Origin of the sequence: Nitratireductor aestuarii, assembly GCF_014641695.1 — a bacterium.
GTDB classification, from domain to species: domain Bacteria; phylum Pseudomonadota; class Alphaproteobacteria; order Rhizobiales; family Rhizobiaceae; genus Chelativorans; species Chelativorans aestuarii.
Map to the genome: position 1 here is coordinate 145,276 of NZ_BMIF01000008.1, position 16,540 is coordinate 161,815.

14 protein-coding genes are annotated in these 16,540 nt (G+C 59.9%); 5 read left to right on the forward strand and 9 right to left on the reverse strand.

What is annotated here, in order from left to right; genetic code table 11:
* Position 1: 1 nt before the first annotated feature.
* From IEX27_RS13845 to nspC, 4 genes are all read right to left on the reverse strand, one after another.
* Positions 2-3,094 carry a response regulator gene (locus tag IEX27_RS13845; RefSeq protein WP_188721658.1) on the reverse strand — a complete coding sequence of 1,031 codons (3,093 nt, stop codon included), beginning with the start codon at positions 3,092-3,094 and terminating at the stop codon, positions 2-4.
* Positions 3,095-3,356: 262 nt separating this feature from the next.
* Positions 3,357-3,854: a YciE/YciF ferroxidase family protein gene (locus tag IEX27_RS13850; protein WP_188721659.1), complete on the reverse strand. Its 498-nt coding sequence runs from the start codon at positions 3,852-3,854 to the stop codon at positions 3,357-3,359.
* Positions 3,855-4,047: 193 nt separating this feature from the next.
* A complete protein-coding gene (locus IEX27_RS13855) occupies positions 4,048-5,292 on the reverse strand; it encodes a saccharopine dehydrogenase family protein (protein ID WP_188721660.1) in 1,245 nt (414 codons plus the stop codon).
* Positions 5,293-5,352: 60 nt separating this feature from the next.
* The gene (gene nspC / locus IEX27_RS13860) at positions 5,353-6,456 is read right to left on the reverse strand and encodes a carboxynorspermidine decarboxylase (RefSeq protein ID WP_188721661.1); all 1,104 of its coding nucleotides are present in this window, start codon (positions 6,454-6,456) and stop codon (positions 5,353-5,355) included.
* A 567-nt stretch (positions 6,457-7,023) separates the two neighbouring features.
* Here nspC and IEX27_RS13865 point away from each other — a divergent pair.
* Positions 7,024-7,530 (forward strand): hypothetical protein, encoded by a 507-nt coding sequence (locus IEX27_RS13865; protein ID WP_188721662.1) that lies wholly within the window; start codon positions 7,024-7,026, stop codon positions 7,528-7,530.
* Positions 7,531-7,543: 13 nt separating this feature from the next.
* Here IEX27_RS13865 and IEX27_RS13870 read toward each other — a convergent pair whose 3' ends face one another.
* The 5 genes from IEX27_RS13870 to IEX27_RS13890 all read right to left on the reverse strand — a co-directional run bounded on the left by IEX27_RS13870 (position 7,544) and on the right by IEX27_RS13890 (position 12,251).
* Positions 7,544-8,521 (reverse strand): glycoside hydrolase family 25 protein, encoded by a 978-nt coding sequence (locus IEX27_RS13870; protein WP_188721663.1) that lies wholly within the window; start codon positions 8,519-8,521, stop codon positions 7,544-7,546.
* Positions 8,522-8,690: 169 nt separating this feature from the next.
* Complete coding sequence (locus IEX27_RS13875) at positions 8,691-9,833, reverse strand: PQQ-dependent sugar dehydrogenase (RefSeq protein ID WP_188721664.1); 1,143 nt, start codon at positions 9,831-9,833, stop codon at positions 8,691-8,693.
* Between the two features lie 106 nt (positions 9,834-9,939).
* Positions 9,940-10,548 carry a YkoF family thiamine/hydroxymethylpyrimidine-binding protein gene (locus tag IEX27_RS13880; RefSeq protein ID WP_188721665.1) on the reverse strand — a complete coding sequence of 203 codons (609 nt, stop codon included), beginning with the start codon at positions 10,546-10,548 and terminating at the stop codon, positions 9,940-9,942.
* A gap of 263 nt (positions 10,549-10,811) precedes the next feature.
* Positions 10,812-11,081 (reverse strand): YMGG-like glycine zipper-containing protein, encoded by a 270-nt coding sequence (locus IEX27_RS13885; protein ID WP_188721666.1) that lies wholly within the window; start codon positions 11,079-11,081, stop codon positions 10,812-10,814.
* A 180-nt stretch (positions 11,082-11,261) separates the two neighbouring features.
* Positions 11,262-12,251: a polysaccharide deacetylase family protein gene (locus tag IEX27_RS13890; protein WP_188721667.1), complete on the reverse strand. Its 990-nt coding sequence runs from the start codon at positions 12,249-12,251 to the stop codon at positions 11,262-11,264.
* 221 nt (positions 12,252-12,472) lie between these two features.
* Between IEX27_RS13890 and IEX27_RS13895 the strand changes: the two genes are divergently transcribed.
* The 4 genes from IEX27_RS13895 (at position 12,473) to IEX27_RS13910 (ending at position 16,521) form a co-directional block, all read left to right on the forward strand.
* On the forward strand, positions 12,473-13,138 hold the full coding sequence (locus tag IEX27_RS13895) for a tetratricopeptide repeat protein (RefSeq protein ID WP_188721668.1): 666 nt from the start codon (positions 12,473-12,475) through the stop codon (positions 13,136-13,138).
* Positions 13,138-14,565 (forward strand): ribosome biogenesis GTPase Der, encoded by a 1,428-nt coding sequence (gene der, locus IEX27_RS13900; protein ID WP_188721669.1) that lies wholly within the window; start codon positions 13,138-13,140, stop codon positions 14,563-14,565. The genes IEX27_RS13895 and der overlap by 1 nt, the downstream gene beginning before the upstream one ends.
* Before the next feature lie 192 nt (positions 14,566-14,757).
* Positions 14,758-15,951: a cell wall hydrolase gene (locus IEX27_RS13905; RefSeq protein ID WP_188721670.1), complete on the forward strand. Its 1,194-nt coding sequence runs from the start codon at positions 14,758-14,760 to the stop codon at positions 15,949-15,951.
* A gap of 207 nt (positions 15,952-16,158) precedes the next feature.
* Positions 16,159-16,521: an AtpZ/AtpI family protein gene (locus IEX27_RS13910; RefSeq protein WP_188721671.1), complete on the forward strand. Its 363-nt coding sequence runs from the start codon at positions 16,159-16,161 to the stop codon at positions 16,519-16,521.
* Positions 16,522-16,540 lie beyond the last annotated feature (19 nt).

A 16,540-nucleotide genomic window follows, 5' to 3' on the forward strand; every position in this document is an offset into this window, starting at 1 on the left:
CCTAGCGCGGCATCCAGACACGGACAAGCGACAGGAGCTTGTCCACGTCCAGGGGCTTGGCAAGATAATCATTGGCGCCTGCGGCAAGGCACTGCTGCTGGTCCTCGGCCATGGCCTTGGCAGTCAGCATGATGACCGGCAGGTCCTTCCACTGCCGCTTTTTGCGGATCTCGCGTGTGGCGGTGAGGCCATCCATCTCCGGCATCATGACGTCCATGAGCACGAGATCGACGGCTGGCTCGGCACTCGACAAGCGTTCGAGCGCTTCCAGCGCCTCGCGGCCGTTGCGGGCGATATCAACCATCACCCCGTGCGGCTCGAAGATGCTCGTGAGGGAGAACACGTTCCGAACGTCGTCCTCGACGACCAGAATGCGCCGGCCTTCCAGCACCGCATCATGGTTGAGCGACTGTGTGAGCATGCGCTGCTGCTTCGGCGGAAGCTCGGAAACCACCTGATGCAGGAAGAGGGTCACCTCATCGAGCAGGCGTTCCGGCGACTTGGCCCCCTTGATGATGATGGAGCTGGAGAACTTCCGCAGACGCATTTCCTCGTCCGCGGAGAGGTCGCGACCGGTGTAAACGATCACCGGCGGGAAGGAGAAATCCTCGTTCTCATGCAGCTGTTCCAGCACGTCGAACCCGGAGACGTCCGGCAGGCTCAGGTCCAGCACCATGCAGTCGAAGGTGGTTTGGCGCAGCTTCTCCAGGCACTCGGCGGCGGTGCGAACGCCCACGGTCTCGACGTCGCGGGAAGCGAGAAGAAGGCCAAGACTTTCGAGCTGCGTCTTGTCGTCCTCGACGATGAGCACCTGGCGAACGCGCTGCGCCATGCGCATTTCCAGCTGCTCGAGCGTATGGATCAGCTCCTCGCGCTTGACCGGTTTCAGCATGTAGCTGATGGCGCCGTAGGCCAGGGCCGTCTGCGCGTAATCGCTGGCCGAAACCACATGCACGGGGATGTGCCGGGTGCGAACGTCACGCTTCAGCCGGTCGAGCACCGAGAGGCCGGTGTGATCGGGAAGCCCGAGGTCGAGGATCACGGCGTGGGGGAGGTATTGACGGGCCAGCGCGACACCTTCCTCGGCCGTGGAGGCTACCAGACAATGGAAGCCAAGCTCATGGGCCATGTCGAAAAGAATGCGGGCAAAGGCCGGATCATCTTCAACCGCGAGGATGACGCGCTCGCTGCCGGCAAGGTTGTCGCGATCATCCTCGATCAACCGTGGGCGGGTAATCTTCGGCTGCGCATCTGCCGTAGGTGGGGTCAGGATTTCGGTAATATGCCGGATTTCTGCGCGGTCCGTCTCGATGGGTGTCCCATCTTTCGCCGCCGCTTCCAGATGAGTCGGCACGGTCAGCGTGAAGACGCTGCCCTTGCCTTCGGTGCTCGTTACGTGGATCTCGCCATTCAGAAGCTGGGCAAGTTCACGGCAGATGGAGAGACCAAGCCCCGTGCCGCCATAGCGGCGATTGATCGTTCCGTCAGCCTGACGGAAGGCCTCGAAGATGATGCCGAGCTGCGTTTCTGGAATGCCGATGCCCGTGTCATGAACGTTGAAGGCAATTCGCCCGTCGCTCATGCTTGAAACGACGAGAGCGACTTCGCCACGCTCGGTGAACTTTACCGCATTCGATAGGAAGTTTTTCAGAACCTGCTCGATGCGCTGGCCATCAGAGACAAAGCTTGCGGGCACGCCGTCCTCGATCTCGACCCGCAGCGTCAGGCCTTTCTGGGAGGCCGCCTGGGCGAAGGTCGTGCGGAGCTTCGAGACCACATCCTTCGTCTGAAGCTCTTCGGGGCGGATTTCGAGGCGTCCCGCTTCGATCTTGGAAATGTCCAGGATGTCGTTGATCAGGTTGAGCAAGTCATTGCCCGAGGCCTCGATCGTCTCCGCATATTTGACCTGATCGTCCGTGAGATTGCCGGAGCGATTATCAGCGAGCAGACGGGCCATGATCAGCAGCGAATTGAGCGGTGTGCGCAATTCGTGAGACATGTTGGCCACGAACTCGGACTTGTACTGGTTTGCCCGCTCAAGCTCGACCGCCTGCGCCTGCAGGGCAAGCTGCCCGCGCTGCAGTTCGTCGCGTTGCTGTTCAAGCTGCTGCGCAAGCTCTTCGAGCTGCACGTTGCTCTGTTCGAGTTCAGCCTGCTGACGTTCGAGACGCGTCTGGGATTCTTCCAGCTCCTCGTTGGAGGCCCGCAGTTCCTCGCTCTGGGTCTGAAGCTCTTCCGCCTGCTTCTGCGTCTGCTCCAGAAGCTCGCGGAGCTGCGCGCGATAGACAGCGGAGCGGACGGCGGTCCCGATTGCAGGTGCTACGCGCTCAAGCAGGGTCAGGGAGGATGGATCCAGGTCGCCGGAGAAACCGAGCTCGACGACACCGTTGACAATGCCGTCGGCCTTCAGCGGTACTGCCAGCACATGACGCGGCTTGCCCTTGCCCATGGCGGAGCCAAAGGAAAGATAGTCGTCGGGGATGTCGCGGATATCGAAGGCACGGCCGTCCTTGACGGCCTGTCCAAGCACACCGTCTTCAGCATTGATGACATCGGGAACATTAGCGCTGGCAGGAAGGGCATAGGTGGCGGTCTTGGTGAGCCCCTGGCCGTTCTGCATGTAGATCACGCCGACGCGGGCACCCAGATATTCAGCCAGGTACCTGAGGATGTTCTCGCCAAGGCTCGCGAGGTTCAGCTCTCCGCCCATGGTCTGCGACAGACCGACTTCGCCCGCCTGCACCCATTCCTGTGCCTGAACAGCGATCTTGTTCTTGACGAAATAGTAGCCTGCGCCGCCCATGATCCAGGCCGTGAGCACGCCGAAGCCACGGTTGATGATCGCCACATCCTCATCCACGCCAACCGGTGACAGCATGTAGCCCGCCACCATGAAGAAGGTGACCAGGGTGGCGAGGATGACGGGGAGCTGTGGGCGCCAACCGAGATAGGTGAGCACGATCGGCAGCAGGTAGGAAACCCAAACTGCGACGCCCAGCGGTACCAGGAGGTCGGCGACAAAGGGGCCAGCCATCAATGCCGCAACGATGCTTAGCAGCAACGGTTCGTTGCTGCGGTCCAGAGCGCGGATCATGACTGCACTTCCGATGCAAGAATGAAGAATTGGAACAGGCCGGCGCTACTACCGCCCGTGCGTCGATTTAGAGTACGACTGATATTCAATTGCTATCCCCCGCCCAAGGTTGAAAGCCAGGTTATGGTGCGACTATCGCAAGTGCAAGAAACGTCCCCAGTGTAGGCCCCGGTTTTGGACGGCTGCTCCAGCACCTTCTAATTACATGAACGCGCAAAAGCCGCCCCAAGGCTTGGGGCGGCTGTTGGCTCTGGTGCCTTGATCAGGCTGCCTTTGCCATTTCATTGGCAGAAGCATCCGCAAGGGCTGTCAGCGACTCGTCGGTCTTTGATTCTTCCTGGAGGGTTTCATCCAGAAGCTGGACCGCTTCCTTCAAACCAAGAACCTCTGCCCAGCGCTTCAGCGTACCGTAGCGGGTGATCTCGTAGTGCTCCACGGCCTGGGCTGCGGAGATCAGGCCGGCATCAAGGGCTGGCATACCCTTGAACTCTTCCATGATCTCTTCTCCTTCCTCGATGATGCCTTCGATCGCAGGGCAGGTCTTGCCCTGGGCTCGCTTGCCGAGCACCTCAAAAACCTGCTGCAGACGTTCGATCTGACCTTCCGTCTCTTCCTTGTGCTGCAGGAAGGCAGCCTTCAGCTCCTCAGACTGAGCCGCGCGCGCCATCTTGGGCAGCGCCTTAAGTATCTTTCGCTCGGCGTAATAGATGTCTTTCAGCGTATCGAGAAAGAGATCGTCCAACGTCTTTTCTTTAGCCATGGGTGTTTCCTCTGAATTCAAGCGACGTTCACGTTTGCGAGACTGAGCGTATAAGTACCCGCGAGCAGAAAGGTTCCGGCCATAATTCTCATTTGCCGTCGCTTTCTGTGCGACAAGCCGAAGCACCGATGGCAAAGAAAAAGGCGGCGCCGGATGACCAGCGCCGCCTTGGATCAAATGCCTTGACGAAAGTTTAGAACGTCGAGCTAAGCTCGCGGTCGCCTTCCTCGTCGCGGATGCGGGTGGGGAGGCCCAGCTTGTCGAGGAGCTTCAGGAACGGACGGGGGGCAAGCTCTTCCACGTTGACCATTTTGCCCACATCCCACTCGCCGGTGGCAACCAGCATTGCCGCAGCGACGGCAGGCACACCTGCCGTGTAGGAGATGCCCTGGCTGCCGACCTCGGCGTAGGCTTCCTCGTGGTCGGCTACGTTGTAGATAAAGACCTCGCGGTCCTTGCCGTCCTTCTGGCCCTTGACCAGGTCACCGATGCAGGTCTTGCCCGTGTAGCTCGGAGCAAGCGACGCCGGATCCGGCAAAACAGCCTTTACAACCTTCAGCGGCACAACTTCCTGGCCGTTGTCGAGCTTCACCGGCTGCTCCGAGAGGAGGCCGAGGTTCTTCAGGACCGTGAACACGTTGATGTAGTGGTCGCCGAAGCCCATCCAGAACCGGACGTCCGGGACGTCAAGGTTCTTGGACAGAGAGTGGATCTCGTCATGGCCCGTGAGGTAGGTCGGGCGGCTGCCGACAACCGGGAGGTCCCAGTCCTTGCGGATCTCGAACATCTGGTTCTGGGTCCACTCACGGTTCTGCCACGACCAGACGCGGCCGGTGAACTCGCGGAAGTTCGTCTCCGGGTCGAAGTTGGTCGCGAAGTAGCGGCCGTGGCTGCCGGCGTTCACATCGATGATGTCGATGGAGTCGAGCTTGTCGAAATATTCGTTGGCTGCAAGCGCGGCATAGGCGTTCACAACACCCGGATCGAAGCCGATGCCGAGGATCGCGGTAACTCCAGCCTTCTCTGTTGCCTCAGCGCGCTTCCACTCGTAGTTGCCGTACCATGGCGGGGTCTCGCAGATCTTCAGCGGATCCTCGTGGATGGCCGTGTCCATGTAGGCAACGCCAGTCTCGATGCAGGCCTGCAGGACCGACATGTTGACGAAGGGGGCGCCGACGTTGATGACAATCTGGACGCCGGTCTTCCCGATCAGCTCCTTGGTTGCCTCAACATCTGTTGCATCAAGCGCATGAATCTCAAGTACGCCCGGCGTTTTCAAGCTTCCCTTCTCATGTACCGAAGCGCGGATTGCCTCGCACTTGGCAACGGTGCGCGATGCGATATGAATATCGCCAAGTACATCGTTGTTCTGCGCGCATTTGTGCGCCACTACCTGGGCTACACCGCCAGCGCCGATGATAAGGACATTCTTTTTCATTTCGCCGGGAACACTCCTTTTTACGTTTCCGAGAGGTGGGTAAGGGTCTGCCTAACTACTTCATGAAAGGCTGGCTTCATAGTCCGCAAAGCCAAACTCGCGAACGAGCCGTTCGGTGCCGTCCAGTTCCTTGACCATGATGGAGGGCATTTTTACCCCGTTGAACCAGTTCTTTTTCACCATCGTGTAGCCAGCCGCATCCTGGATCGACAGACGGTCACCGATCTGTACCTGCTGAGGGAAGCGGAATTCACCGAAAATGTCGCCCGCCAGGCAGGATTTGCCGCAAACCTGATAGGTATGGTCGCCCGTGTTGGGTTCTATCTTTCCGGCCTGACGATAGATCAGGAGGTCGAGCATGTGAGCCTCGACCGAGGAGTCAACGATCAGAAGTTCCTTCTGGTTGACGAGCTTGTCCAGCACCGTCACTTCCAGCGTGGTGGACTTGGTGATCGCGGCTTCGCCGGGCTCCAGGTAAACCTGCACGCCGTACTTTTCAGAGAATGCCTTGAGGCGCGCGCAGAAGGCGTCGACCTCATAGTTCTCGCCGGTGAAATGGATGCCGCCGCCGAGGCTCACCCAGCGCACCTTGTGGAACAAGTCGCCGAAACGTTCCTCGACGCGGGTCAGCAGCTGGTCGAACAGCTCGAAACTGCCGTTCTCACAGTTGTTGTGAACCATGAAGCCATCGATGCGGTCGATCACCGGCAGTACCTTGGCCGGATCCCATTCGCCGAGACGGCTGAAGGGACGGGCAGGATCGGCCAGGTCGAACTCGGAAGACGACACACCGGGGTTCAGGCGCAGGCCTACCGGAATGTGCTTCGCGCGGTCGGCGAAACGCTCGAACTGCGACAGCGAGTTGAAGATGATCTTGTTCGCGTTGGCGATGACTTCGTCGATCTCGTGATCGGCATAGGCCACGCTGTAGGCATGGGTTTCGCCGCCGAAATGCTTGGCGCCGAGCTTTACCTCGTAGAGCGACGAGGACGTTGTGCCGTCCATATGATGCTTCATCAGATCGAAGACGCACCAGGTGGCAAAGCACTTGAGCGCAAGCAGAACCTTGGCTCCGGACTGCTGACGAACGCGATCCATGATCTCCATGTTGGAGAGAAGCTTGGCTTTGTCGATCAGATAGTAGGGCGTCGAAATTTCCGACATGTTCTGGCCTCACGTCCGATTACGGCTATCGCATCGGCTCGCTCTTTCGAGCTGCCTTCGACGCCAATTGTTTCTTGTCGCTTGTTTTGTCCGCAGCACCCGGCTGGCGTGGTGCTATAGGGTAGGGGGGCGACAACTGCAAGTTCCTGCCCCCTCAGATAGGGATTCGAACTCCATTTGTCTGCAATTGAGACAATTTGCCTGTGAAATTATTGGCTTCTGCTACAGGTCTGCCGCGAGCTTGACTTTCGCCGCGAAGAGGGCAAGCTCATGTCCATGAAGCTTAAGCGGACATTTCGCCTTCTTGGCTGCGCATTGAGGGTCGTTCCCATCGCAGGAGGCTAGCCCCGGTTCAGGCATGTCCTGAACACGGGGACTGGAGCTTTCCGACGGGAATTACGATCAGCCTTCGGCTGCATCGTTCTGCGTCGCATCAATTCAGACACATGTCGCGAGTGACAGGTTCGTACCTTTGGTGCGGGCCGCGATCGTCATTTTCGGCGAGTGACTTGGTTTCAATGCATCGGCCCCGGAGCGAGCATCGTCCGAGGGGCAGGAGAACCTTGAATGACGATGGACACTTCATCTTGCCACCTGACGACCAGAGACCATTTGATCCTGGAGCGCATGGCCACGCGCTTTTCGCACCTCGACACATTCTACGCGAGGATGCTGCGGCGGAAGGTTCGCGATAGCCGCCTTTATCTGCGCGATGATATTCCGACCGAGGTAGCGGTGCTCAACAGCTGGATCTCCTACCGGATCGGTAGCGAGGATTTCGGTCCACACCAACTTGTGGAGCTTACGCCGGAAGATGCGGGGCACGCGCACCTTTCCGTTTACACCGTTCGAGGGCTCGGCCTGTTAGGGCTGGCCGAAGGAGCAAGCGCGATGATCGAGACGCCGGAAGGCGCTTGGGAAACCGTCAGGCTGACCCGAGTGCAGCATACGGTTAGAGGACCTCTTGCCGAGAGCCGGACAGGTGGAGAGGTCGTGGCGTTCCGAACGAAGGCGAGGCCTTCAGCAGGCTCTCCGTGGTCCCCGAATGACGATCCGGGGCCAACGGCTGCGTAGGTTGCCTTAAGTTTTAGTGGGTGTTGCGGGCGATCCAGTTGTGCCAGTCGCGCTCGCTGCCGTTGAAGACGTTGAGGTCGATCTTCTCTCCGACGCCCTTCGACAGGCCCGAGCCGGAGTACTGCCACAGCACCCACGGGCGGCCCGGATAGACCTTGGACGGGTGAGCGGCGACCGAGCGCAGCCAGAACGGGTAATCGAGGAATTCGCCCTGGAGGTTGTCCTTGTAGAAGTCGGGAGCGGTGTAGATGATCGGCCGCTGGCCGTAATGCCGCTCCAGCTTATCGAGGAACACCCGCATCTTCTCGATGACCTGTTCGCGCGACGGGCGCTTCTTGCACTGTGACTGGCCGTTCCACTCGACGTCAAGCACCGGCGGCAGAGCGCCCGGTTCCTTGGGCACGTTGCGGATGAACCAGTCAGCCTGCTCGGCGCCCGTGCGGCACCAGTAGAAGAAGTGGTAAGCGCCGTGCCTCATGCCCGAAGCCGATGCCGCAAGCCAGTTCCGGCGGAACATGGGATCGAGATGGTCGCCGCCGTCCGTCGCCTTGATGTAGACGAAGTTGGCGCCGTGTTCGCGCAGGTCCTGCCAGTTGATATTCCCCTGCCAACGGGACACGTCGACGCCATGGACCGGCAAACGATGCGGGGCATGCTGCTTGCCGAAGTTGATCGGCTTGGCATCGCGAAATTTCTGGGCATAGATTTTCTGCTTGCCGCGATGAGGCGACGCCTGGCGGGGCGTTGGCGTGACAAGCGCTGCCATCTGTACGGGCGCTTCGGTCGGAGCAATGGCAAGGGCGGGAAGCTCTTCGGAAGAGGACGGCGCCGCTGCAGAGGCTGGCGCCGCCGCAGCGCTGGGCGCAACGGATGCGGTCGTCTCGTAGGAGAGCTGTGTCATCAACTCTTCGACGCTCATGCCACGTGAAGAGCAACCCGTGAGGGTTGCCACACAGAGCAACAGTATCGCTGTCTTGCCGGAAAAACGCATTGGGACTCGCACGCCAGATCTGAAAATTGCAGCCATCGCTGCAAAGACTTCTCCGACGACGAGGTTAGGTACAAATTATCAAGAATTACTAAACAGAATTATGAAGGGCGCGAGGGGACCCGCGCACCTTCCCTGCATGGTGAACCGTTATCGTTAACTCACCGTAAACTTACCCCGCATCCTGAGAAATCCGCAGGACTTCGCCGTCATCCTCATCGGTGATGACATAGATCGCACCGTCCGGGCCTTCAGCCACATCGCGGATGCGCAGGCCCAAGCTCTCAAGTAGCCGCTCCTCGCCAGAGATGTTGTCGCCATCGACCGTCAGTCGCACCAGCGCGGTGGAGGCCAGGCCGCCTACGAAGAGGTTGCCCTTCCAGTCGGGGAAGACCTCGCCCTGGTAGAACATCATGCCGGAGGGGGCGATGACCGGCGTCCATGTGCGGATTGCATCGACCATGCCTTCCTGGTGCTCGACGCCTTCGCCGATGGTCGTGCCGTCGTAGTTGATGCCGAGCGTGACGATCGGCCAGCCGTAATTGGCGCCGGGCTGAACGATGTTGAGTTCATCGCCGCCGCGGGGTCCGTGCTCAATTTCCCAGAGAACCCCGCTCTCAGGATTGATGGCTGCGGCCTGTACGTTGCGATGGCCATAGGACCAGATCTCCGGCAGCGCATCGGCCTGGTTCACGAAGGGGTTGTCGTCCGGCACCGTACCATCCGGACGTATGCGGACGATCTTGCCGAGGTGTGAGTTCAGCTGCTGGGCCTGTTCGCGGAACTGCGCCTGCGATCTCTCGCCGAGCGTGATGAACAGGTAGCCGTCATTGTCGAAGACGAGGCGGGAGCCGAAATGCTGCTGGCTCTGCACCTTCGGCTTCTGGCTGAAGATGACCTCGACATTGTCGAGCCTTGTCAGGTCCTCGCTCAGCACGCCACGCGCGACGGCGGTGCTGTTGCCGCCTTCGCCAGCTTCGGCAAAGCTCAGGTAGACGAGCCGGTTTTCCTCGAACTGCGGGTCAAGTGCTACGTCGAGCAGTCCGCCCTGGCCTCGTGCATCCACGTCAGGGACACCGGCGATCGGTTCGGACACCTTGTCCGAGACGTGGCGAAGATTGCCGTTTCGCTCGGTCACCAGCATAGAACCGTCGGGCATGAAGGCCAGTGCCCATGGATGCGAGAGGCCATTGGCGATGGTTTCGACGCGGATGGACGGGCCTTCCGTTTCGAAAGTTTCCTCTACGGCCAGAGCAGGAACGGCAAGGGATGCTGCAATCGCAGCCAGCGAAGAACGAAGGATTTGGTGGCGCATTGTGGGCTCCGTGCTAGGTCGATCTCGATGGTGGAACAACCGCCAGGGCAGTGGGTTCCAGCTTATTCGAGACCGAGCCTGAAGCAAAAGGCCGCGCGCGCCGGATTTAAACCTTCGTCGGACTATGCGCGGAAACCTTGAGGTCCAGCGCCACATGGCCTTCGGGCGCACCGAAATTCAGGAACGCTTCCGACATAGTGGCGAAGACGGCGCCCGCATCGCCACGCAGCTTGGTGCAGAAGTTCTTGGAGCGGTCGAAAACGCCGGAGCCTTTGACGAACTCGATGCAGCCGTAGATCTCGTCCATGTGATGGGAAGAGCCCAAGGGATAGAGCGAAAACTGGGCGGCAACGGTCAACCCGGTGACCGGCGCCAGCGCCACAGCCTTGTGCGCGGCTTCAATGCGCTCGGCCAGCGGAGGCTGCTTGCCGAAGTGCGCGCTCGGCGTGCAGATCGGGTCGTCCGGTTCGCCGGGGCAGCCACGCGACACTGTAGACGCCATAACACAATGCTTGCCAGCCGAGCCTGCACTAACGAAAAGGTCGCGCATCGCTGGAAACAGCTGCTCGGGCGGTCCGACCAGAAGGGTGGACACGTCATCGGTTTCGATGCGGAAGTTGGGACGGTAAGGATCGAGCGCCTTGATCGCACCCAAGATGATGCCGACGAAATCGTCGGACATTGGATACAGTGATACCTGTGCACCTGAAAACATGGTTCGCCTCGCTCCGCTGGCATTACCCAGATCAGCTCTAGGGACAGATGGACCATCCATCATCTCAGCCCTGAAAGCCGTTGAAGCGAAGACTTATGCCTTGCCCGGCTTACAGAGCGCCCCTGTCGATGGGCGGGACCATGCCTCAAGAGGAAGCGATAAACAAGGGCGGTGAGTAAAGGTTCAAGCAATATGCAAACGAAAATGTCTCAAAGCCGAAGACGAGCTCCGGCTTTGAGACATGCCTATGAATTCTATTAAGTTTAGTAACCGCGCGGGCAGGCTGCGGTATAACGACGGCCGTACTGGTCGCGATATACGCACTGGCTGCTACCCTCGGATGCCCGGCCGATAAGCGCACCAGCGATTGCGCCGGCTGCGCCGCCAATGACCGCACCCTCGAGGCTGTCATTTGCCACCGCTGCACCGATCGCCGCGCCACCGGCGCCACCGATCGCCGCGCCTTGCTGGGTTGGGGTGCAGGCTGCGACACCGCCAAGCAACAGCGGCAGAACTAAAACAAGCTTTTTCATCGGGACTCTCCAAAGTCATTCAGCATCGAAGTAATTCGCTTTGATGCTATTTGTTCCAAGAGTGGGCGTTCCGATGGTCCCAACTGGGCTCCAGTGGGTCAAGTAACGCTTGTAGAAGCTACGGAAACGAATGTGTATGGCAAATGAACGGCTGTTGACGGCTAAGTAAAATTCACGTCCTCAGCCGTCGGTGCGACCGGGCAGGTGGGCCTGCTTCGATTCCGTTTCATCCAGGTAGCGCTGGTTGCTGACGCAGCGCACATCCTTGCGGGGGCAGACCTCGCGCGCGAAGCGTTCAAGCGCCCGCCAGTAGGCACCGCCGTTCATCAGGGTGAAATGCAGGCCGATCTGCAGCGGCGTGCGCCCGTTGTCATATTGCCTGGTGAAAGCTGCCATGAACGCTTCATAGGCACGCTGTTCGAACTCTGCGCCGCGTTCCGGCTCTTCCTGTGCGCCGGAATGACGGAAATAGAGGTTGTAGTCCATTGCAATGATGGGGCGCTGGCGCGGACCTTCCGGAATCATCGGCAGCGAAAAGCGGTAGACGCCGTCCTTCACCTTCACGGCTACGGGACCGTTTGACACCGTGCTTCCATCATAAAGGAAACTCGTTGCATCCAGCGCCTTGAAGAGGGTCGACGAGGTGGAAAGATAGGGCGCACGGAAGCCCTTGACCTCTTCCCGGGCAAATTTTGCCCAATCGGCTGGCTCGCCCGCGATGTCGTTGAGCTTCCAGGCGTTGAGCAGGACCTTGTCGAACTGTTTGAACTCATGCTGCCAGTCGGCCACGGACCAGTGGGCACCATCCAGATGGCCGCAGCCGTGGTTGGCGATCTCATGCCCTTCAGCGCGGGCCTTCCAGATCTGGTCGAGGCGGGCAGCGACGTCCTCACGCGAACTGGCATAGCCTACGTTGGACTTCGGACCATTGGCGCCTGGCGCGACATAGGTACTACGGTTCTCCCTGGTCAGCAGGTAAACGCAGGAGAGGAAGTAGGTAAATTCTGCCCCCACCTGCGTTGCCAGTTCGCGGCTGCGCTTCCACTGCGCAACGGGGCCGGCTCCGTCAAACGAGATCAATACATATTGTGGAGGACGTTCTCGTGCGTGGGCCGGGGAGAGGGTCAGAAGGGCAGAAAACGCGACCAGACCAATATGCTTTGCGCTCATAAAAATGCTCGGTGAGAATCATATAACCTACTGCCTAAGTCACGAATGTGGCGGTCAGGAGAGTCCCGGCGTGCTTTGCACATCTTTCTGGTATATTGGCTTTTCGAATGGTCTGATGCGCCTGCTTTTCGTCCGACCCCTTCCATGCGCCGTAATTTTCGTTAAAAAGCCCTTCAGAAGAGAGTGCCGGCAACGAGCCCGGCAGAAGAACGAGAGTTTTCATGTCGGACGACAGTTTCATTCGCGAAGTCAATGAGGAGCTTCGCCAGGATCAGCTGAAGGCGTTCTGGAACCGCTTCGGCTCCATAGCGATCGGCGCTGCGGTGCTCATCGTGCTCGCGACAGCGGCATTCGTTGCCTACGAATACTGGTCGACAAACCGCGCCAACAAGGCGGGCGACGCATTCGCGCAGGCGCTGGACCTTGCTGCCGAAGGCAAGAACGATGAAGCCATCGCGAAGCTCTCCGAGCTGCGCGAGGGTGGCATTGGTGCTTATCCGATGCTGGCCCGGCTGCGCGAGGCCACGCTGCTCGCCGGCAGCGGCAAGGCGACTGAGGCTATCGCAGCCTTTGATGCTGTCGCCAACGATGGCTCGGCACCGGCAGCTCTGCGCGACATGGCGCGGTTGCGTGCTGGCCTGCTCCTGGTGGACAATGGCTCTTACGCCGATGTTGCTTCCCGCGTCGAGCAGCTGACGGCAGATACAAACCCGGTCCGGCATTCGGCACGTGAAGTGCTGGCGCTGGCTGCATGGAAAGAAGGAAACCGCGAAACCGCCCTTTCGCTCTTCAATCAGATTCTGGACGATGGTGATGCACCTGCCGGTGTCCGCCAGCGTGCCCAGATGATGTCAGAGCTGATCAGCGGTTCGGGATCGAGCTCGTAATGTCATTCAAGGTCGCAATCGTTGGCCGCCCCAATGTGGGCAAGTCGACTCTCTTCAACAGGCTTGTCGGGAGGCGGATCGCGCTCGTCGATGATACGCCGGGTGTCACGCGTGACCGCCGGGTGCATGCCGCGCGTTTGCAGGACCTGCGCTTCGACGTGATCGACACCGCGGGTCTTGAGGCCGCCGCCGCGCCGACGCTGGAAGGCCGGATGCGCCAGCAGACGGAAATGGCCATCGACGAAGCCGACGTCGTGCTCTTCATGGTGGATGCCCGAAGCGGCATCATCCCTGACGACCAGACCTTTGCTGAACTCGTCCGCCGCAAGGGCAAGCCGGTGATCCTCGTATCGAACAAGACGGAGGGACGCGGTGCCGAGGCTGGCGTGTTCGACGCTTACAGCCTTGGTCTAGGGGAGCCGGTCGCCATCTCGGCCGAGCATGGCCTCGGCATGCCCGATCTTCGCGATGCGATCGCCGACATCATGGGCGACAAGATTGCGGAAGAGGAAGAAGAGGAGCGCGTCCGGCCCTCCAACAATGAACCTCTGCAGGGCGACGACATTGATCCTGAGGCTGAAGAGCCCGAATATGATTCCGGCAAGCCGCTCAGCATTGCGATCGTAGGCCGTCCGAACGTTGGCAAGTCGACGCTGATCAATGCGCTGCTGCGCGAAGAGCGCATGCTCACGGGGCCGGAAGCGGGCATCACGCGCGATTCCATCGCCGTCGACTGGACCTGGCGGGATCGTCCGATCCGTCTGGCCGACACGGCTGGCATGCGCCGCAAGGCGCGCGTCCAGGAAAAGCTCGAGAAGCTGTCGGTCGGCGAGACGCTGCGTGCGATTCGCTTCGCCGAGGTCGTGGTCGTCGTGTTCGACGCAACTCAGGCTTTCGACAAGCAGGACCTGCAGATCGCCGACCTCATCATCCGCGAGGGCAGGGCGCCGGTCATCGCCTTCAACAAGTGGGACATCGTCGAGAACCCGCAGGAGATGCTGGCTGAACTGCGCGAAAAGCTCGAGCGTCTGCTGCCGCAGGTGAAGGGCATGCGCTTCGTCACCATCTCGGCAGAGACCGGACGCGGCCTCGACCGCATGATGGAAACCGTGGTCGAGACCCACAAGGTTTGGAACCGTCGCGTCTCCACCGGCAGACTGAATCGCTGGCTCGAGCGTGCAACGCAGATGCATCCGCCACCCGCCGTTTCCGGACGGCGCCTGAAGGTGAAGTACATCACCCAGATCAAGACGCGTCCGCCCGGCTTCGTGCTTTCCTGCTCGCGTCCAGAGGTCATGCCGCAGTCTTACGTGCGCTACCTGATCAACGGTTTGCGCGAGGCGTTCGACATCTACGGCGTGCCGATCCGCATGCTGTTGCGTACGTCCGACAATCCATTTGCTGGCAAGGCAAGGGACAAGGACTGACAGGTTCGTCGAGAAACGCACTCTGACCCCAGGCTTCGCCCTGGGGTTTTTGTTTGCCGGCAGCGCACGCGTTTGGCTTTGTCAGCGACGCCTCATTCCTTACCGAATCCTTAATGAAATCAGTGACAAAGCGGCAGGCGAATTAACCTTCGATCAAGGTTAATCAAATATCTTCATCCTCAACAACAGCGTATGTGTTTGAGTGAGGTTGGGGTGCGAGGTTCAGTACCGCGTTCGAGTCGTATTCCCGTTGAAAAGCGGTCGCGTCTGGCGCCCACTCTGCTTGGGCTGGCAATCTGGATCGGCTTTCCAACGGTTGCGGCGTATCAGGACATCACAAGTTTGATTACCGGCCAGGAGTCGGGAACCCGCTGGGCGGCGGTGATCGAGCAGTCGGTCGCCGGTTCCATCCACAAAGCCGAGATGCCCTTCAATGATCCGAATGCCCGCCTGGGTTCGCTCTCGGGCGGTGGTATCAATGCCCCGGGCATCGGCGAGATCGCCTTCCGGTCGAAGAACAAGACCAAGGTGGATGCCACGGATGAAGAGCGGGTGAACCGCGACGACAAGCAAGGCCGCATCGTCCAGGTGATGCCAATGGCTCCGCCGAGCCTCTTCAACGCCGGTTCGATTGTGGAGCAGACTGGTGCCTTCCTGAAGACGGAACCGCTGGGTGAGGTCACGATGGCTTTCGTGAAGCCGGACCTCAAGGGCAAGGAAGTCCAAATCGCCACGGCCTTCCACGTCAAGCACAAGGCAAAGCCTGAGCCGAAGATGCTGCCGGCCGTCGCCAAGCTCGTCAACAATGACGAAGCTGACATCCTGGCCACGGCTTACGCTCCGGCGGAACCCGACTATGCGAAGGCTTCACCCTTCGCCAGCATTCTGCGCGACGAGGATGACGGCCGCTTCATCCCGCCGATCAACCCGGCAGACCATATGTGGGCAAAGGCGCCACTGCCGGCCCATGCCTTCTCGGCCAAGGAGCAGAAGTGCCTTGCCGAAGCCGTCTACTTCGAGGCGCGGGGCGAGCCGGTCGAGGGCCAGGCGGCTGTGGCGCAGGTGGTGCTCAACCGCGTCCGCAATCCTGCCTATCCGAACTCCATCTGCGGCGTCGTCTATCAGAACGACAGCTGGTTCAACCGCTGCCAGTTCTCGTTTGCCTGCGATGGCATCAAGGACCGGATCACCAGCCCTTCCCACTACCGCGTGGCGCAGGACGTTGCCATGGCCGTCTCGGCGGGCAAGATCTGGCTCGAAAGCGTTGGCAGCTCCACCCATTATCACGCCACTTATGTGCGTCCGCGATGGGCTGGAACGATGAAGAAGCTGACCAAGATCGGCCAGCACATTTTCTACCGAACCTATGGCGGCGGTTGGAACTGAAGTCGGCTTAAGCGGGAGATTCTCTCCACTTTCTGCGTTGCAAGAACGTAGGCGCATTGTCGCACTGGGCTAAGTCGTTGTTTTTCAAGCGTTCATGCCCTTATGGACAGCGCATATAGTTGGCTTGACTGCTGACAGCCCTCTCACTATGTTGCCCGCGACTTCGAGACGGTTAATTTTCGAGGTTGCGAGCGGCTGGAGGTTCTCATGGCAGAACGAAATGAGCCTGACGAACTCGAGCAGCGGCGACGCAAACTTGAAGATGCCCTGGCGGCGCGAGGCGCTTCATCAGACTCTGGTGAAGGCAACGCAAAGCAGACTAACGGCGGCAGTGGATTCGGGAACGCTTTCAAGCTTTCGGGCGAATTCATCGGCGGCGTTGTCGTAGGGATCGGACTTGGTTGGTTCTTCGACCGCCTGTTCGATACCGCTCCGTGGGGACTAATTATCTTCTTGCTGCTCGGATTTGCAGCAGGTGTTCTAAACGTCCTGCGTGCTGCGGGACGGGTTGCTGAGTTTGGATCACAGGCCCCCAAGGACGGTGGCGCCAATGATCCGCAAAGGAAATAAGAGCGGCAGACGCCGCACA